Source organism: Flagellimonas sp. (assembly GCF_965233845.1).
Classification (GTDB): Bacteria; Bacteroidota; Bacteroidia; order Flavobacteriales; family Flavobacteriaceae; genus Flagellimonas.
The window spans coordinates 2,320,054-2,338,920 of the sequence record NZ_OZ247584.1 but is presented as its reverse complement, the minus strand read 5'-3'; the positions used below and the strand labels follow the sequence as shown (position 1 = coordinate 2,338,920).

Here is an 18,867-nt window from a genome sequence, read left to right as displayed (position 1 = left end):
AGGCATGCTCAAAGTTTGTTCATTTTTACCCGCAGTTACCCAAATGCTATACGACATGGGTTTGGATGAACATTTGTATGGAGTAACCTTTGAATGTCCGGAACAGGCTTTGAAGGAAAAGCAACCGGTGGTTCGGTGCATTTTGGAAGGCAAGAATTTGTCCAGCAAGGAGATTGATACACTTTTCTCCGCGAGCAAACATCAGGGAAAAGATTTGTACTATGTGGACGAGCCTGTATTGGAAAAAATTGCACCTGACATCATTTTTACGCAAGACATGTGCGATATATGCCAGATAGATACGGCCTGTACAGCGGCAGCCGTGGCTAAATTGGACAAGCAACCGGAGCTGATATCCATTAGCCCGGAGTCTTTAGAAGATGTCTTTACCTCTGCGATAACCATTGCCAAGGCTTTGGGGAAAGAAGAGATTGCGTATGCTTATTTGAATAGCTTAAACAAGCGGATTGATGTTGTGGTAGATGCCCTAAGAGCATCAAAAGCATTGCCCAAACGTATTATGTTGATGGAGTGGTTGGATCCCATTTTTAACTGTGGGCATTGGATTCCCCATCAGATTGGATATGCGGGTGGTATTGATATGCTTTCCAATCCATCTGGGGATAGCGTTGTTACACCTTGGGATAAGATTTTGAAATATGACCCAGAAATTTTGGTGGTGGCGCCCTGCGGATTTACGGTAAAACGAACCTTGGAGGAGATGCACATTTTGACCTCAAAAAAAGGTTGGAACGATTTAAAAGCGGTGCAAGAAAACAAAGTCTTTATCGCTGATTTTGACATGTTCACCCAATCCTCTGCCAACACATTGGTCAATGGGATTGAATTATTGGCTGGGGTGTTTCATCCTGAGGCTATCCAAGTACCGAAGCACTTGACAACTAAATTTATGCATCTTGATTTACAACCTGTGTAAAAAAGGGAAATATGGAAAATAAAAAAGCGGCTTTTAAGCCGCTTTTGTTTTATCTGTTAAGGTGCAATGGCTTGTCCAGAAACATATTGTCCCTTAAAGGGGTCTCTATCCTAGATCCGGTGAAGGCTTTGGCGGGCATTTGCACGGAGTATGATTTTTTTCCGGTCATTCCCGTTATCTCCTCAATAGCCCTCGCAAGTAAGGGCTCAGTTGGATCGCCAAGCACGCCCAAATTTTCCAAATCTTCTTCCAACATGATATCTGGTGCCAATCCATCCGTATAATCGAAAAAACCATCTGCATTTTCATTTCTACCGACCAAAGGTTGAATTCCCCAGTTATTGTCAGGATTGATTTGGTTCTCACGATCGCTACTGTAGATATAGGCATTGTCCACGTCATCCACCAAGGTAATTGAAAATTCGTTTTTACCTCTTGTTGTTTCTCCAATATGTACAACATCCACATATGGAGCCAAACCGTTCATAACCAATTCACTTGCCGAAGCCGAACTGTTCGTGGCAAGCACGTAGACTGTACTGAGGTTCAATGTATTGATAGCCGTAGATCCCGTACTACTGGCAAAATAGTCCTCCAACTGCTCGTTGCTCAATTGTCCTTGGATTTTACTGTTCCAGCGTTGTCTTATGTACAAATCGTTGGTGTTGGTGCCGTAAATCATACTGGCCAAAAGGCGGGAGGTGTTTACAGAACCTCCAGGGTTGTATCGCATGTCCAAAACCAATTCTGTGGCTCCATCGGCCACAAACTGCCCAAAAGCGGCATTGAGTTCCTCATTAAAGTTGCTCAAAAACCGGTTGTACATCAAATAGGCAATTTTAGTTCCGTTAATGTCCAGAGTTTCCGCCACTAAAATGGGATCCTCCACTTGATTGGCAATCTTGGTCAATTCTATTTCGGTGCCGTTGTCCGTGATTTGGGTTCCATTGATATCTGCCATGCCCAAGGTGTAGGTATCATTGTCACCGAACAACAAATCCACATAATTGTCCAGGGTAAGTGCTGTACCGTCTACTCGGGTAAAAATGTCACCTCTTTTGATTTCTGTGGTTGATGCGTTGGAATTGGGAACAATGTACTGCACATAACCGAAAAGGCCATTGCCTTCTGAAAAGCGGACAAGACCGAATTCCAATCCATTACTTTTGGAAACACCTGAAAGATTGTTGACCAATTCCTTATAATCCTCATTCAAGAAACTGAATCTATCTTCGGAGAAAAGTAAAGTGTTAAAGTAAAAATCCGAAGGATTTGGGTATTGTTGTAGAAATTCCGTGAATTCCTGGTCATTGGCGAAGCGATCATCCGCAAGATCATCCACATCTGCTTGCCAAAAATACCAAAGGTTCATGGCATTCCACATAAAAGCTTGGGCGTCTAGATTTTCGCTGGTGGGGTTGTTTGGGTCATTTGGATTGTCTATTCCGTTGTCATCACTTTTACAACTGACAAGCAACAAGCCGAGCCCAACAAACAAATACAGGAGTTTTTTCATAGCTAATTTTGGTAAAATTCATCAATTATCATTCCACAACATCATTGAGGCATATTGAATTTGTAGAATTATTTCCTAATTTCTTACAGCAAATTTTACCCCAAAATAGCCACTTGTGAGCAGATTACAAATTTTTTGTAACAAATTTCGATATGTGTCGTCGTGATAATGTAAGCGAATAGGAAAGCTTACAACAACTATCAAAACCTAATGAAACAAGCTGAATTTTTAAACGTGGTCATGCCCTTTAAGGACAAGCTGTACCGATTGGCAAAGCGCTTATTGGTTTCCAAGGAGGAAGCGGAGGACGCCACACAGGAAATTTTGCTAAAACTCTGGTCAAAGAACGAGTCGATGGGAGAGTACAAAAATGTAGAGGCCTTTGCGATGACGATGACCAAGAATTTTTGTTTGGACCGATTAAAATCCAAACAAGCCAGCAATTTAAAGTTGGTGCATAGTAACTATCAAGACGAAAAGACTTCCCTGCAAAAACAATTGGAAGCAGAGGACAGCGTTCGTTGGATGGAACGCATCATGGAAGAATTGCCGGAACAGCAAAAAATGGTATTACAGCTGCGGGATGTGGAGCAATACGAATTTGAGGAGATATGCGAACTCTTGGACATGAAACCCACAGCAGTCCGTGTGACCCTCTCAAGAGCAAGAAAAGCAGTACGACAAGAATTGATTAAAAAACATAACTATGGAATTGGATAACATAGAAAAATTATTGGAAAAGTACTTTGAAGCTACCACCACGGTGGCCGAGGAGCAGACCTTGCAGGCTTATTTTTCCCAAAAGGAAGTTGCTTCGCATTTGGAGCAATATAAGTCCATGTTCAACTATTTTTCCATCGCCAAGGAAGAGCGGTACACCAAGCAGGTTCCACTAAAACCTAGAAGAAATTACTACAAGTGGCTATCCGTTGCGGCAGTGGTTGTTTTAACCTTTGGTATCTATTTTGGTAATGAATACCAAGAAAGAAAACAGGCAGAATACGCCTATAATGAAACAAAAAAGGCTTTTGAGCTCCTAGCGGAGAATTTTGGAAAAGGCACGGAAAAAGTAGCCTACTTACAGGAGTTTGAAGTCGCAAAACAAAAAATTTACAACAACGATTAAAACAAAAACGATGAAGCGCAATATTTTAATTTTAATGATGGCCGTAATGCCGTTGGCCAGTTTTTCACAATCCCTGTTTGACCGATTTGAGGATTTGGACGAGGTGACCTCTGTGGTGGTCAATAAAAGCATGTTCAATTTGCTGGCCAAGATAGATGTAGAGGTTGATGATCCCGAGGCTCAGGATTTTATGGACATCGCCAGCAGTCTTAAAAGTTTGAAGGTGTTTACCACGGATAATGAGGAGATTGGAGCCGATATGAAATCTTCGGTGCAGAAGTATCTAAAGTCCTCAACCATGGAAGAACTGATGCGGGTGAAGGACAAGGATGCCAATGTAAAGTTCTATATCAAACAAGGGAAGGATGATGACCATGTAAGTGAACTGCTGATGTTCGTTACCGGATTGAAGGAGATTGAGGCCGATGGCAGAAAGTTTGAAACGGTGCTACTTTCCTTGACAGGTGATATCGATTTAAATAAAATCAATTCTTTGACAAACAAGATGAATCTGCCCAAAGAGCTGAACAAAGCAGGGAAAAAAGAATAGCATAGAGTAAACAGTGTACAGCAATCCGCATCAATTGGCAGTTTTTAAACTGTTTGCTGATTGCTGTAAGCTGTCAACTGTAAAACATCAATCATAAAAACAACAGTCATGAAAAAACTAAGTATATTATTAGTGGCACTAGCATTGCCGTATCTGGGCATTTCCCAGTCCATCTTTGATAAATTTGAAGATTCGGAACGTATAGGAACGGTTACCATTAACAAGGGAATGCTGAGCATTGCTGCCAAAATAATGGCGCATGATGAGGACGAGGATACCCAAGAGTTCATTGAAATTGCCAAGAGTATCAATAACATCAAAATCTTTATGTCTGAAGACGAAGGTGCCTCGGCAGATATGTCGGCAACGATGAAGCAATACGTAAGATCCTCCAAATTGGAAGAGCTTATGAAAGTGAGGGATGGGGATACCCATGTTAATTTCTATATCAGAAATGGAAAAGATGACCACCATGTAGCTGAATTGCTGATGTTTGTGACCGGTATTGACGACAAGCATGGCCGTAAACATGGACGTAATTTTGAAACGGTCCTATTGACCATGACCGGGGACATAGATTTGGCCAAGGTGGGCTCCTTGAGCAAAAAAATGAAATTGCACAAAGGGCTTCGTAAACTTGATCAGCATTAGGACCAAGTTCAGGCATTTTAATTCTGTCAAAAAAAAGAACAAATGAAAAATATTATTAAAAGTATGTTGATTGCAGGGACAGTATTACTGGCCTCCTGTTCGTCCCAACAAAGTTTGCAGGAGTATTATGTGGACAATTCGGAGAATCCCAATTTTATTGCCATAGATGTACCCGCAAGCATTTTGAAAATGGATGGGGTGGATCTGACCGAAACCCAAAGTGAGGCCATAGAATCCCTGCGTAAGTTCAATCTGCTGGCCTTTAAAAAAACAGCTGATAATGTAGCGGAGTACAAGGCGGAAAAAGTAAAGGTCAAGGAGATTTTGAAAGGAGAAAAGTTTGTGGAGTTGATGAAAATCAATTCGCAGTATGGTAAGGGAGTCATCAAATACATTGGGGATGAGGATGCCATTGATGAGGTGATTATTTATGGTGACAGCAAGGACAAGGGGTTTGCTTTGGTGCGTGTTTTGGGCAAGGATATGAACCCCGCCCATATTGTACAACTGATGCAAGCCATTCAAAAATCAAATTACGACGGAGCTGCCCTTGGCGAGATAGGGGAGTTCTTAAAAGGATAGCATAATCATCAATCAGAAAATGAAATCCCGATAGCTTTGCTATCGGGATTTTTGTTTAAGGATACCCGTCCTTCCCCAAGTGTGACCTTCTTCCTATCTTAGTGTCTCACACATGGAACACTAACAAAATCAATTGAATCTTATGGAAAAAGCACAAGAATGGATGAACTATGGCCTAGAACTGGCCAAAGAGTTTGGTCCCAAGTTGATCACCGCAATCCTCATTTATATTGTTGGTTCGTGGGTTATCAAAAAAATAATTTCGGCTACAAGAAAAGTCATGGCCAAAAGCAAATACGAGGAATCCCTTCAAAGGTTCTTGCTGAATTTGATTTCTTGGTCGCTCAAGATATTCCTGATCATTGTGGTCATTTCACGATTGGGGGTTGATGTAACCACCTTTGCCGCTGTAATAGCCGCTGCCGGTTTGGCTGTTGGTCTGGCCCTACAGGGATCACTTTCCAATTTTGCCGGTGGGGTCTTGTTAATGGTTTTTAAGCCCTACCGCATAGGGGATCTCATTGAGGCCCAAGGGGAACTGGGCGTGGTCAAGGAGATTGAAATATTTACCACCAAGCTGATCACACCTGAAAATAAACTGGCCATTGTACCCAATGGAGCTATGGCCAACGGTAATATTGTCAATTATACTGCTGAGGGAAAAATTCGGGTGGACACCGTTGTGGGGGTAGGCTATGGAGAGGATATCAAAAAGACCAAAGAAGTGCTGTTAAAAGTACTTACCTCCAATCCACAGGTGCTTCAAGATCCCGCCCCTTCGGTGAACGTTATGGAACTGGCAGATAGTTCCGTAAACTTTGCTGTACGCCCGTATTGCAAACCGGAGCACTATTGGGACGTATATTTTTCAACCTATGAGAATTGCAAATTGGCCTTGGATGAAGCTGGTATTGAAATTCCATATCCGCATCAGGTGGAAATCCATAAACAAGGCTAGTTGTTACATAGAGCCTGCCTTTGTCGGCAGACAGGCGCAGTGAAGCTGTGCTTAACTTATGGTGTAGGTCTCTTTGAACTACAACGTGTTATTAAACCCCAGTATAATTTGCTGGGGTTATTTTTTAGAAATCATATGTTTTTACGTACTGTAATTTCTTATAGCAGAACATGAAATTATATACTGTGTGCTGATTTCTTGGCATTTAACACTAAAAATGCTACATTTAATGAGGTGGTATTAGCGGGTTCTTGAATTTAGATTCCGCCAATTGCCCTTCAACTTCACTTTGAAACTGTTCCTTTCAGGATAGTGGATATTATCAACCTTAGTTTTTTGTCAACCTCGTGTGGAATGGAAATTACTCCTTTCCTATAGCAGATTATTGTACCGTAACCAATAATTTATTTATAGATATGACAAAGATCAAGTTCAGGTTGGCACTTTTGACAACACTCTTTACAATTTCAACGATCATTTCCCAAGAATTAGGTCTTGGTGCAGGGGTGGCTGTGGGAACCGAATCCAGTATAGATGATGACCTTTCGGGAAAAATGGCTTTGGGCGTCAATGTACGGGGACTGTACAAGATTACCCCCAAGTGGGGCATCACTAGTGGTGCTACCTACTTTTTTTCAACCGCTCCGGAACCTCTGGAAACAACCTTGTACGTATTCAATTTTGATGGACTCTATTCCTTTGTCAAAAATCCTGTGATTGATTTCTACGGGCTGGTAGGCTTTGATGTGGTCTATGCCAAATTTGAAGACACGGAAGACAGCAATGCTTATGATGATTCCCAATTAAGCATGGAATTGGGTTTAGGAATTATGTCCAGGATAGGTTTGTTTTTTGAAGCCAAGGCGGAAGGGGCTATTGAGCAAGGGCAGTTTACTTTGGGGTACATAATCAATCTTTGAAAATGTCACATGCCTCATTTAAAAGAAATAGGTGTCCGCCTTTACAAGATGTAGTTAGGGCGGCTTTGATATTAGCAATGATGAACTTGGCCATTAGCTGCAACAAAACTGAAATGAACCTCCTATGTAGGAATCCCAACATTTCTATGAAAGTCAATGGGGTTGCATACGATTTTCATAATACGGGAAGAGGAATAAGCCTAAGACGAAATGGATATGAACTGTATCTGGGTTTTAGATGGGATCAAAAGGAACCTTATGGGGAAATTGGGGTTTCCATGTTTTTGCCCTATAAAAAGGGAGGAGAAAATGTTATAGAACGGTTTTCATACCATCATAGCTTGAACAGGGTTTCCTTTGATGGTGATTTTGTTGAAGGAGAGTTCCATAACAAGATTCTCATAAACAACAGCCATTGTTTTTATGCGGAATTTAACGGTATACTAAACGATGGAACCCAAGAAGTGGTCATTACCGACGGAATAGTGAGTATTACCTATGATGAGCCATTTGATGAATGATGGGAACGAATGGTTTAAAACCAAAATAGTGTTTAACCCAAATATTAATTAACCATTTAACCTATTTACAAATGAAAAATACAGTTTTATGCCTACTAACCTTTGTAAAGAAAGGATGTCTCCGCCGAGTTTTTTTTATCCTGCTGATTTTAACTCAAAAGGCCTGTAGCAAAAGTGAACAGTTAAAAGATCCGGTGGATACCCTGCCACCCATTACCCAAACTGGGGAGAACACTTTTGCCTGCCTGATCAATGGGAAACCTTTTTTCTCAAGTAGGGATAGAGGTGCCTCATATTTTAATGGATATCTTGGCATCAGTGGATCACGTAGGGATAGCCAAGGACTGCGCACGGTAATAATTCGAGGTTGGGAGATTGGATTTATTGAAGAAGGAACCTATGTCCTTAAATCTGAGCAAAATGGAAGCTTTCACGGCACCTACCTAATTGATGGTGGTCTTACTCTTGATGCTACCACTTCAGACCCAGGTTCAGGTAGTTTAACCATTACACGCTTTGATTTTAAAGAACTTATCGTTTCTGGGACTTTTGAATTTACCATACTTGACAATGGGGGCAACCAACTGCATTTCACGGAAGGCAGGTTTGATCTTCCATTTAGATAAGCCCTATCCTATGAAGTAATATAGGATAGCCTAACACAAAACTCAGCATTCAACCCCAAATCATTTATTAACCATTTAACCTATTTACAAATGAAAAACACAGTCTTTGTATTGTTGATAATAATGCAAATCATTGCGTGTGAATCTCCACCATTGCCTTCAGGAATCCAAACAAGAGTGTATGGTAAAATTTACGATGATGTTAATCAGACAGCTATTTCAAACGCCAAAATTCGGATTTTAGAATGGACAATTACTTCCACCTTTTCGGGCCCAGCATACAGTTTTAAAGGTTATGTTGATTCCACGGATACCGGCCCAACAGGTGATTATGACATAATTTTCGAAACCACAGGTAAGGGCAACAACTATGAATTAGAAATTAAGTCCAGGGAGGATGTATGGTTTCGAGATAAAACAACATATATCGAAGAAGTTAATCTGGGCGGTTCTGAACAGATAGATTTTGAAGCTTTAAAATTATTTCCAATTAAGTTAATAGTAAAAACAAGCGAAAGCTTTGCGCATCCCATTTTGATTTACTCCGATTTCCCAGACGACAGGATTGAAGAACATCCTGCATTTGAGATATCCTCGGAAAGAATAGTTTGGTTAGATAAAAACAAAGAGAATCGAATTGGTTTTGTTATTTATGGAGAGAAAACGCTAAGGACAGAAAGATTTGTTATAGTGGCAAATTCAAAGACAATAGAAACTGTGGAATTGGCATTGGCCTTAGAAGATTTTAATTGATTTGAAAACAAATCAAACAGGATAACCCCAAATCATTTATGAACCATTTAACCTATTTAAAAATGAAAAATGTATTTAAACTTTTGTTATCCCTGTTACTGACCTTAAATTCCTGTTATAAAACAGAGGATGATACAGGTGACACATGTCTAGATGATTGTACCGTTATTCAGGGCCATATCACCACCATTCATGGAGCACCTGTAAGCAATGTACCTGTAGAATTTGAGCATACTGATTCGGGCATGTTTTGGCGTGATAGCCGAAGGATAAAAAAAACAAAAACAGATAAAAATGGCTTCTTCCATCTTAAGTTTTATATAGAAGATGAGGAGTTGGGAGAAGATGCAGATGGTTACTTTCATCTTATAACCGATTTCCGTTCGGTGGACCATGACAAGTATTTACTGAGCAACAGTATTGAATTGCGAAATGACTTTTTCGTAAGATACTTAGGTGCTTTACAAAAGAGAGACACCACTATCGAGTTGGACTATTACCTTCCAAAAAAAGGACTGGCAAAAATTCGTTTGGAAAACTTTATACCCATTCAAGAAGATGATTTTTTTAGTGTCCAGGTACTATTTCGTGGCGGAAACGGGGTGATCGAAAAATGGGATGTGCCAATTTTGGATTATCAACCACTGTCCAGAGGTGAAAGGGTGAAGGCTTTCAATGTTCTTAGTGAGTTTAATGATGTTCCGGTTGCAGCAGGCACGGAAAACGTGCTGCAAGTAGATAAAAGAAAAAATGGTGTGCGCAATAGTGAGGATATTATTTTGGATGTTCCTGAAAATGGAGGGGCAGCATCTCTATTGCCTATTAAAAATTATACACACTTTCTTATAATCGTTTTATTGACCTATTTGTAATCTGATTTTTGCATTTACAAATTATCCGGAAATCTTACCGGAGAAGCATATAACCCCAAATTATTTATTAACCATTTAACCTATTTACAAATGAAAAATAGATTCACCGTATTACTTGAAATATTCTTAACTGCATTGATTTTATTGTCCTGCGAAAAGGAACCATTACCTGCCGGGATAGCAACCAGGGTACACGGGCGGGTCTTTGACGAGGTTAATCAAATACCAATATCCAGCCTTAAAATTCGGGTAGAAGAATGGAATGCTATTGGAACTTTTCCAGGTATTGTAGATAGTTTTAAAGGTTTTATTGACTCTGTTGATACAGATTTTAACGGTGATTATGATCTGACCTTTGAGACTACGGGAAAAGGGACATGGTATACTTTGAGTTTGGCCTCAAGGGAGGATATTACTTTTATTAGGTCTTGGAAAAAACGTATTGATACCACCAATATTGGAGCATCGGAACAGGTTAATTTTGAGGTGCTGAAGTTGTATCCGGTTAATTTGGTGATTAAAACCACGGAGAGTTTTCAATACCCTATTTGTATCTCAACAATTCATGGGCCTTATGATATTCCTCCACACCCAAAATCCCAATTGACTTCCAAAAGAAACATTTGGCTAGACAAGAATGAACAAAATCTAATTGTGTTCAGAATTCAAGAGGGTTCTTCAACCTTGAAGGCTGAGAAATTTGTTCCTGCCACAAATTCAAAGACAATAGAAACTGTGGAATTGGCATTGGTCTTAGAAGATTTTAATTGATTTGAAAACAAATCAAACAGGATAACCCCAAATCATTTATTAACCATTTAACCTATTTAAAAATGAAAAACACGCTTTGCCTATTGCTATTGGCAATTCTTGTCCAAAGCTGTGATAAAGATGATACGGACCTTACCTGCATTAGCGATTGTACTGTAATTCAAGGTCAATTCTTGACAGCAAAAGGAGCTCCACTGAAAAATGTAAAGGTTGGGGTAAATTATTACCTGGGCCATGGTATTGGAGCGTCCATAAGAAAAATTAAAAAAACCAGTACGGACAAAAACGGCAATTTTAAAATGCAGTTTTATGTAAATGACGATGAACTGGGCAATGTTCCAGGGTACTTCCAGTTTGTTTATGATTACAGTGGATTGGATCCTGATGTATTTATAGGTACAGATTACAACTCTTATGGAATAGGTGCCATTCATTCAAGGGACACCATAATCTCCTTGGAATTCTATAATCCAAAAAAGGCATTTATCACGGTGAACTTAACAGGTTTTAACCCAAGTATTGAGGAGGATTTCTTTGTTGTGAGTTCACTTTATCCAATGGGTAGGAAAATAGGCCAAAATCGGTTTATAAATTCTGAATACCAACTGGGATATGATGGTAATAAGGCCTATGCCACCTCGTCCCATACTCGCATTGACAATGTCTTGGTTGCTGAGCACGATTATAATCTGATAAGTATAAGTAAAAGAAAGAACGGTGGAGAAACCATTGAAGAGGATCACATAATATTTGTGCCTGATAACAATATCCTGGAGTTGAATTATTCCTATTGATATAGGGTTTTCATCGATTAGGTTTGACTCTTCCACAGGGAGATACTTCCAGTCTGGTTATCATTTCAAACAAAATCAACCCAAATAATTTATTAACCATTTAACCTATTTAAAAATGAAAAACACGCTTTTTATTTTATGTTTTGTAGTTGGGATTTGTGCAAGTGCCCAATTGCATATCGACTTTGAAGTGGCCAATAAAACCAACGAGGTTTTTGGGCTATTGGACAAAAGCAAAATCCCACACGATATGTTGTTGGACTATGGCTATGATTTTTTGGAGGTCACCAATTACGACGGGGTGCTACGGGACAACAATTATATTGTTCCTTCGGTATATCGGGAACTGTATAACAGTGTGGTCTCTATGCGTACCAATTTAGTGGTGCCTGCATTGGTGGATCCCCAGACGTTGGAGGACAGTTGGAAAAGCACTGCCAAAAGCGAGGTAAACAAACTTGGCAAGGGCTCTTGGACCACTGCAGTAGTGGTCAACGGGCTGTACTACCACTATTCCAAGTTTCGGGAAGATGCTTTGGATCAGGGATTGATCCAGGTTGTGGATGACAAATATTATGAAGATGTCTATGTCAACACAGAATGGCAGAATCCCTATGAGACCAAGGAGGTCTTTGCCATGACCTTACCCTTTACCAGAATAAACAACTCCAAAATTTCCCTTTTGATAGCCGAAAGCGAATGGCGAACCAACCAAGCTGCTTTGGCAGAAGGCTTTGCGGTGGATTTTGGGGATGGCAGCGGGTATATCCCCATGGAACTGGGAAAGTCCTTGGAGCATAATTTTAATGAGGACGGGGATTATGTGTGGACCTTCAGGTTAAAACTTTCTGATGGTACCTTTAGGTACTGTCGTACCCCAGTTAAAATTACCGGGAAGGCGAAGCTGGAAACCTTAACAGCACATAACCCGGATTGTTTGGATCCACCTTGGAATATAGACATTCAGGCAACAAAAAGTTACAAAGGAAGTAAAGGATCTGCTTCTGTGCAAATTGCACCTGCAAATGAATGTAATGCAATCAATAGACCCCTTATTGTTGTTGAAGGTTTTGATTCTGGTCTTACAGGTAATCATCCGATCTATGGAGATACCTACTTAGAAAAGTTCCTTGGGGAGATTGATGAAGATTATGATAGTGAAGCATTAAAAAATCTAATTACGGAAGATAATGAAGATGGCTTTGATATCATTTACGTCAACTGGGATAATGGCACGGACTACCTGCAACGCAATGCCTATGTGTTGGAAGAGGTGATTCGTTGGGTCAACCAGAACAAAGAAACGGATGCTGCTCCCAATGTTGTTTTGGGACAGAGTATGGGTGGCGTTATTGCCCGCTATGCGCTTCGGGATATGGAAAACAACAACGAAGACCACGACACCAGTTTATATATAAGTCATGATGCCCCGCACCAAGGAGCCCATGTGCCTCCAGGTTTTTTTTATATGGGGCGCCATGCACTTAATGAGGCGTTGTCAACGCCCATTGGGGGAATTGTGGTTTTAGTGGCCGGTGGCAGTGTTCCTGCCAAAGAAGTTAGGCAAATGATGGATAGCCCTGCTGCCAAGCAATTATTGATCAATTATGTTACAAATGATTATGAGATTGACACCGACGCATTTGATGCCTGGCAAAACGAGCTAAAAGTGATGGGCTACCCCCAACAAACAAGGAACATTGCTATTAGCAATGGTAGTCATTGTGCCCAGACCTACGGTATAGAACCTAGTCAAAACCTGTTTAGTTTGCACGGATCAGCTTCATTTAGTCCCTTTACCGATTTGGCATTGCATATTTTCGATTTAGGATGGCTTACAGGAGTCTTGTTGGGAGATATACCCACGATATTCTTGGGAAAGCTATTTGGGCAAACAAGTTTTCATGTAGGTTTTGACGTTTGGGCATTTCCAGAAGCAGGTACTGAAAAAATATACAATGGTTGGGTGGATTATGAGAAAAAGTTACTTTGGGTTCTGCCCATAACACATAATTTAACCTCACGCAGCAAAGAATGGGACGGGAATGGAATACGGCTGGATGACTACCCAGGAGGGGCATTACCATTTTTGAACACCTTAAAAGAGGGGGAAGAATCTGAAAGCAATTTTCTATTTAAATATCATTATAACCTACAGGTAACAGAAGATGTCAGTTTTATTCCCACAACTAGTGCCTTGGACGTTGGCAGCGGAAACACTACTTTGGTTGAGGAAGACTTTTTGCAAACTTATACCGTGGGCAACCCCTTAAGCCCCGAATTGGCCGTTCCCTTTGATAATTATACAACAACCCATAATTTGGAGAACGTCAACGAAATGCATATAACATTTAACACCCAAAGTGGGGATTGGTTAGCCAATGAGCTCAATAACACGGCCACTCTTTTTGATTGTTCATTTTTGTGCAATAATTTGGAGTTGGAAGGTGGCAATACTATATGCAAGGAGGAGGTTTATTCCGTAAATGTAGTGGGGAATACCCAGATAGAATGGAGTTCCAGTAACTTGGACGCCCTTACACCTATGGATCCCAACAGTCCTTCTACCTTGTTTGTTACTCCTCCCAATACCTACCACCAACAAGTAACTATTTTCGCAACCTTATTTTCACCAAGTTGTGGAGGAAACCCCGTGGTGTTGGAAAAGCTTGTCACGGTAGGTGCCCCAGGGGAGCCTGCTGATTTGTATGGGCCAACTAGTGTTGTCACTGGTGGGTTGGTCCAGTATTTTGGTGGTCCTGCCGTTGGGGCAACTTCTTACGAATGGCGGTTGCCATTTCCTTTTGATAAGGTTGATCAGTTTGATCTTTTCTCGGACAATTGGCAAATCAAAAAAAGCACAACCCATTATGATAGCGCCCTGGTTTTTACCGGTTATGGTAAAAATGCAGGATATGTACAGCTGATGGGTAAAAATGAGTGTGGTACCGGGCCGGCAAAATTGTTATATGTAAAACATGCCTCAGAAGGTGGCGGCGGAGGCGGTGGAGGCGGAAACCCGGTCCAAAACAGCTTATTGAACCAAGAGAACCTACCCGAAGCAGAAGGTGGAATTATCATGTTTCCCAATCAGGCTGTGGACCAAGTGCACTTTGCACTCTCCAAACCCAATGCGCCTTTGGAATATGCTCCCTCCAAGATATTGGGTATTAAAGTATATCCTCAGTTTCAATCCTTGGTGAAAAAAGAAATGGGATTTAAGTCGGGTATAATTTCCTTTACTATGGATGTTAGTGATTTGACTACTGGATATTATATGGTGACGATTGAAACCGATGTTGGAACCACCAGCAAGATTCTAATTGTAGAGTAATACCGCAAAATGACCAAGGTATTATACCCCGGTATAATTTGCTGGGGTTATTTGTTTTAGCTCACTCTTGATATCGGCAGAAACCTCCAACGTATCTATAAAATCCGCAATGGATTTTTGGGTGATTTTCTCATTGGTTCGGGTAAGTCCTTTTAGGGCTTCATAAGGGTTGGGATAGCCTTCGCGCCTTAAAATGGTCTGAATGGCCTCCGCAACCACGGCCCAATTATCCTCCAAGTCTTGTTCAAACTTGTCCGCATTCAAAACCAGCTTATTTAAACCTTTTAAGGTGGATTGAAAAGCCACTTGGGTATGGGCGAAGGGCACACCCACATTGCGTAGCACCGTACTGTCTGTTAGATCTCGTTGGAGTCGGGAAACTGGTAGTTTGGCGGATAAATGTTCAAAAATAGCATTGGCGATGCCCAAATTTCCCTCGGAATTTTCAAAATCTATGGGGTTTACCTTATGGGGCATGGCCGATGAGCCCACTTCTCCCTTTTTGATTTTTTGTTTGAAATAATCCATGGAGATATAGGTCCAAACATCCCTGTTCAAATCAATATAGATAGTGTTGATTCGCTTTAGGCAATCGAACAGGGCTGCCATATGGTCGTAGTGCTCAATCTGTGTGGTGGGAAAGGAGTGGTGAAGTCCTAATTTTTCTTGTACAAACTGTTGTCCAAAAGCCTTCCAATCTGTATTGGGATAGGCTACTTTGTGTGCATTATAATTCCCTGTGGCACCCCCAAATTTGGCGGCACTTGGAATATCATTCAATAAATTGAACTGTTCCTTCAATCGCTCCACAAAAACATCGATTTCCTTGCCCAATCGGGTTGGGGAAGCTGGCTGCCCATGGGTTCTGGCCAACATGGGAATCTCTGCCCATTCCGCTGCCAAAGTCTTTAACTTTTCAAACACTTCAAAATACAGCGGCACATAGACCTCATTCATGGCCTCCTTTATGGAAAGGGGAATGGCAGTATTGTTGATGTCCTGGGAAGTCAATCCAAAATGGATGAACTCCTTGTATTTTTCCAAACCCATGGCGTCAAACTTCTGTTTGATGAAATACTCAACCGCCTTTACATCATGGTTGGTGGTTTTTTCAATTTCCTTGATGGACAATGCATCTTCGGCAGAAAAATCTTGATAGATTTTTTGCAAATCGGAAAACTTGGAGGTGTCAAAGTCCGCTAATTGGGGCAAGGGAATTTCACAAAGGGCAATAAAATATTCAATTTCAACCCGAACCCGATACTTGATCAGGGCTTCTTCTGAAAAATAGGCACCAAAGGCTTTGGTTTTATTGTGGTATCTGCCATCTATGGGTGAAATGGCGTTGAGTGGATTCAATGACATGGTCTGGTTTTAGAAAGGAGCAAAGATACTTAAACTCTTAGAGTTTAGTGGCCTAAAACAGTGAGCTTATCCAAGGTTTTTTTCGCTCTGTTTTTGTAACCGGCGGTACCTTGCGCAATGGTATCTTCCAATATCATCTTAAGTTCGGGGTGAACCCAATCAAATTTGGTTCCCAGATAGAAAAGACTACTCATGGCAAATACCTTGGCGGCAACTTTGTGATCCCCAATGAACCAGTCAAAACAGACGATCATTATTTTCTCCAAATGTTCCGAAGTCATGTTTTTGACAAAGGTTTCATCCTTTTTTTTGAAATATGCTTCGCACAAGAGCTCACAGACATGCGCCATGGGGCGAATACCCGATTCATTGGTAAGCTTGGACAATCCGCCAGTGAATTCATCCAAGTATGGCAAAAGGTACACCAGTTTTTTTCGCATTAGATGATCAAACACCCAACTGGCGTTGAAAGAATCGGTTTTATCTTGGTCAAAAACTTCCTGCAAGAGTCTTCCGGTTAGTTCTGGATGCAATTCCAATTTTTCAACCAAGGCCGAAATCTGGGCCTTGGAGAGCCTTCCCGAGTTCAGTGCAATATGTAATTCCTTTGTGGTCAATGAGCAGGTTTTTAGTGGATTAACTTGGCAACCAAGGCTGGAACGCCTTCAGCAGCTGTGGTGGACATCACCGTCAAATTGTCAAATTCCCTGGGATTCACACTGGGTTTTGGATCTATAAAATAAATAGGAGTGTCCTGGGCTACATAGTTGATTAGGCTGGCAGCGGGATATACTTGCATGGACGTTCCAATGACAATTAAGATATCTGCTTGAACGGTAATTTCCACAGCTGTTTGCAGCATGGGGACCATTTCGCCAAACCAAACAATATGGGGACGCAATTGATTTCCATTATCGTCCAAATCCCCCAATACCAGGTCCTTTTTCCATTCCAGCACGTAATTTTCATCCGCCGTGCTCCGCACTTTAAAAAGCTCCCCATGCAAATGCACCACATGGGAACTTCCCGCTTGTTCGTGTAGATTGTCCACATTTTGGGTTACAATACTCACATCAAACTCCGTTTCCAATGCCACCAATGCTGTATGGCCTGCATTGGGGGAAACTTCCAAAAGTTGTCTTCGCCGCTGGTTATAAAATTCGAGAACCAATTCGGGGTTACTATAAAAACCTTGGGGAGAAGCAACTTCCATAACGTCATGGCCCTCCCACAAACCATTGGAATCCCTAAAGGTCTTCAGTCCACTTTCGGCGCTCATCCCAGCACCGGTCAGCACTACAATTTTTTGTTTTTTGCCCATATCGCCCTAAAAATATGAAATTCATTTTTCGCTATCTTGTCCTGCATGTTTGACAACGATTTGTTGACCTATTTGGAAACCTATCTCACCGAGGGTAGAAAGCAGCGGTTTTTAGAGGTGTTGAAGCACCGGACCAAATATTTGACCGTAGCCATCGAAGATGTATTCCAACTGCACAATACCAGTGCGGTAATTAGAAGTTGCGATGCTTTTGGAATCCAAGAAGTTCATGTGGTGGAAGACCGATTTGGGCAACGATTGGACAAGAACATTGCTATGGGTGCGGAACAGTGGGTAGACGTTTATCGATACCAAACAACTTCGGATTGTATTTCGGAACTCAAGGATCAGGGATATCAAATCATCGCTACAACTCCACATGACGGTTCAAGTTTTTTACATGATTTTGAATTGAACCATAAAACCGCCCTTTTTTTCGGAACCGAAAAAGAAGGTTTGAGTGAGGAAGTCATGCAACAAGCAGATGGTTTCCTGAAAATTCCCATGGTTGGCTTTTCCGAAAGTTTGAACATTTCGGTTTCTGCAGCCATCATTATCCAGGAACTAACACAACAGCTCAGAAATTCTGCCCATGATTGGCAACTTTCAGACATTGAAATTTTGGACAAACGAATGGATTGGGCCAAAAAATCCATTAAGAATGTGGAAGGAATCATCGGGAGGTATCAGGGCAAATAAAGTTTTTTGTATTTTGTAGGGTAACCAAATTAAAAACAACATGACCACACTACTCTACATTCTAGGGGGAATTGTCCTTCTCATCATTGTTTTGGCCTTAATTGCGCCGAAGAGCTACAACGTTTCAAGATCTATTGAAATTGACCAACCCAGAGCCGTTGTCTTTGACAATCTAAGGTATTTGAAAAATCACGACGAATGGTCGCCATGGGGTAAGAAGGATCCCAATATGGAAAAAAAATTTACTGGGACGGACGGACAAGTTGGTGCTACCAGCTATTGGAACGGAAACAAGGACGTTGGAGAGGGAGAGCAGGAAATCAAAAAAATTGTGGACGGGGAACGCATTGAGTCCGAGCTTCGATTTTTGAAACCATGGAAATCCACTTCAGATGCATATTTGGTAACGGAGGATGCATCCAACGGCGGAACCAAGGTGACCTGGGGATTTTCAGGAAAAAACAAATTCCCTTTTAGTATTATGATGTTGTTCATGAATATGGACAAGGCGGTGGGCGGCGATTTTGAGGATGGCTTGTCCAGCTTAAAAGGCCTTTTAGAGAAATAAAGT

The 18,867-nt window shown here is 41.1% G+C and carries 21 protein-coding genes; 17 read left to right on the top strand and 4 right to left on the bottom strand.

What is annotated here, in order from left to right; translation table 11 throughout:
* The first annotated feature begins 4 nt into the window (after window positions 1-4).
* Window positions 5-937, top strand: a complete 933-nt coding sequence (locus ACO6S0_RS10285; protein ID WP_422348295.1) for an ABC transporter substrate-binding protein — start codon at window positions 5-7, stop codon at window positions 935-937.
* Between the two features lie 49 nt (window positions 938-986).
* Here the strand turns inward: ACO6S0_RS10285 and ACO6S0_RS10280 are convergent, their stop codons facing one another.
* The gene (locus tag ACO6S0_RS10280) at window positions 987-2,453 is read right to left on the bottom strand and encodes a S41 family peptidase (RefSeq protein WP_422348294.1); all 1,467 of its coding nucleotides are present in this window, start codon (window positions 2,451-2,453) and stop codon (window positions 987-989) included.
* Between the two features lie 210 nt (window positions 2,454-2,663).
* Between ACO6S0_RS10280 and ACO6S0_RS10275 the strand changes: the two genes are divergently transcribed.
* From ACO6S0_RS10275 to ACO6S0_RS10210, 14 genes are all read left to right on the top strand, one after another.
* Window positions 2,664-3,173: an RNA polymerase sigma factor gene (locus ACO6S0_RS10275; protein ID WP_420400048.1), complete on the top strand. Its 510-nt coding sequence runs from the start codon at window positions 2,664-2,666 to the stop codon at window positions 3,171-3,173.
* Window positions 3,160-3,579 (top strand): hypothetical protein, encoded by a 420-nt coding sequence (locus tag ACO6S0_RS10270; RefSeq protein WP_420400047.1) that lies wholly within the window; start codon window positions 3,160-3,162, stop codon window positions 3,577-3,579. Before ACO6S0_RS10275 ends, ACO6S0_RS10270 begins: the two co-directional genes overlap by 14 nt.
* A 10-nt stretch (window positions 3,580-3,589) precedes the next feature.
* A complete protein-coding gene (locus ACO6S0_RS10265; protein ID WP_422348293.1) occupies window positions 3,590-4,129 on the top strand; it encodes a DUF4252 domain-containing protein in 540 nt (179 codons plus the stop codon).
* Between the two features lie 108 nt (window positions 4,130-4,237).
* Window positions 4,238-4,780 carry a DUF4252 domain-containing protein gene (locus ACO6S0_RS10260; protein ID WP_422348292.1) on the top strand — a complete coding sequence of 181 codons (543 nt, stop codon included), beginning with the start codon at window positions 4,238-4,240 and terminating at the stop codon, window positions 4,778-4,780.
* 42 nt (window positions 4,781-4,822) lie between these two features.
* On the top strand, window positions 4,823-5,362 hold the full coding sequence (locus ACO6S0_RS10255) for a DUF4252 domain-containing protein (RefSeq protein ID WP_422348291.1): 540 nt from the start codon (window positions 4,823-4,825) through the stop codon (window positions 5,360-5,362).
* Window positions 5,363-5,504: 142 nt separating this feature from the next.
* Entirely contained in the window at window positions 5,505-6,320 is an 816-nt protein-coding gene (locus ACO6S0_RS10250) for a mechanosensitive ion channel family protein (RefSeq protein WP_422348290.1), read from the top strand.
* A gap of 416 nt (window positions 6,321-6,736) precedes the next feature.
* Window positions 6,737-7,240: an outer membrane beta-barrel protein gene (locus ACO6S0_RS10245; protein WP_422348289.1), complete on the top strand. Its 504-nt coding sequence runs from the start codon at window positions 6,737-6,739 to the stop codon at window positions 7,238-7,240.
* A 113-nt stretch (window positions 7,241-7,353) separates the two neighbouring features.
* Entirely contained in the window at window positions 7,354-7,761 is a 408-nt protein-coding gene (locus ACO6S0_RS10240) for a hypothetical protein (RefSeq protein ID WP_422348288.1), read from the top strand.
* A gap of 71 nt (window positions 7,762-7,832) precedes the next feature.
* Complete coding sequence (locus tag ACO6S0_RS10235) at window positions 7,833-8,387, top strand: DUF6252 family protein (protein WP_422348287.1); 555 nt, start codon at window positions 7,833-7,835, stop codon at window positions 8,385-8,387.
* Window positions 8,388-8,477: 90 nt separating this feature from the next.
* A complete protein-coding gene (locus ACO6S0_RS10230) occupies window positions 8,478-9,140 on the top strand; it encodes a hypothetical protein (RefSeq protein WP_422348286.1) in 663 nt (220 codons plus the stop codon).
* Window positions 9,141-9,202: 62 nt separating this feature from the next.
* Window positions 9,203-10,012, top strand: a complete 810-nt coding sequence (locus ACO6S0_RS10225; RefSeq protein WP_422348285.1) for a hypothetical protein — start codon at window positions 9,203-9,205, stop codon at window positions 10,010-10,012.
* A 90-nt stretch (window positions 10,013-10,102) separates the two neighbouring features.
* Window positions 10,103-10,783 carry a hypothetical protein gene (locus ACO6S0_RS10220; RefSeq protein ID WP_422348284.1) on the top strand — a complete coding sequence of 227 codons (681 nt, stop codon included), beginning with the start codon at window positions 10,103-10,105 and terminating at the stop codon, window positions 10,781-10,783.
* A gap of 62 nt (window positions 10,784-10,845) precedes the next feature.
* Window positions 10,846-11,577: a hypothetical protein gene (locus ACO6S0_RS10215; RefSeq protein WP_422348283.1), complete on the top strand. Its 732-nt coding sequence runs from the start codon at window positions 10,846-10,848 to the stop codon at window positions 11,575-11,577.
* A 115-nt stretch (window positions 11,578-11,692) separates the two neighbouring features.
* The gene (locus tag ACO6S0_RS10210) at window positions 11,693-14,911 is read left to right on the top strand and encodes a hypothetical protein (protein WP_422348282.1); all 3,219 of its coding nucleotides are present in this window, start codon (window positions 11,693-11,695) and stop codon (window positions 14,909-14,911) included.
* 21 nt (window positions 14,912-14,932) lie between these two features.
* On the opposite strand, the gene purB is transcribed toward ACO6S0_RS10210, so the two are convergent.
* The 3 genes from purB to ACO6S0_RS10195 are packed head-to-tail and all read right to left on the bottom strand — an operon-like array spanning window position 14,933 to window position 17,597.
* Window positions 14,933-16,276 (bottom strand): adenylosuccinate lyase, encoded by a 1,344-nt coding sequence (purB, locus tag ACO6S0_RS10205; RefSeq protein WP_422348281.1) that lies wholly within the window; start codon window positions 16,274-16,276, stop codon window positions 14,933-14,935.
* A gap of 44 nt (window positions 16,277-16,320) precedes the next feature.
* On the bottom strand, window positions 16,321-16,893 hold the full coding sequence (locus ACO6S0_RS10200) for an adenylosuccinate lyase (RefSeq protein ID WP_422348280.1): 573 nt from the start codon (window positions 16,891-16,893) through the stop codon (window positions 16,321-16,323).
* Between the two features lie 11 nt (window positions 16,894-16,904).
* The gene (locus ACO6S0_RS10195) at window positions 16,905-17,597 is read right to left on the bottom strand and encodes an SIR2 family NAD-dependent protein deacylase (protein WP_422348279.1); all 693 of its coding nucleotides are present in this window, start codon (window positions 17,595-17,597) and stop codon (window positions 16,905-16,907) included.
* Window positions 17,598-17,642: 45 nt separating this feature from the next.
* On the opposite strand from ACO6S0_RS10195, the gene ACO6S0_RS10190 reads away from it, so the two are divergent.
* Both ACO6S0_RS10190 and ACO6S0_RS10185 read left to right on the top strand, forming a co-directional pair.
* Window positions 17,643-18,296, top strand: a complete 654-nt coding sequence (locus ACO6S0_RS10190; protein ID WP_422348278.1) for a TrmH family RNA methyltransferase — start codon at window positions 17,643-17,645, stop codon at window positions 18,294-18,296.
* A 40-nt stretch (window positions 18,297-18,336) separates the two neighbouring features.
* Window positions 18,337-18,864, top strand: coding sequence for an SRPBCC family protein (locus ACO6S0_RS10185; protein WP_422348277.1), 528 nt, complete (start codon window positions 18,337-18,339; stop codon window positions 18,862-18,864).
* Window positions 18,865-18,867 lie beyond the last annotated feature (3 nt).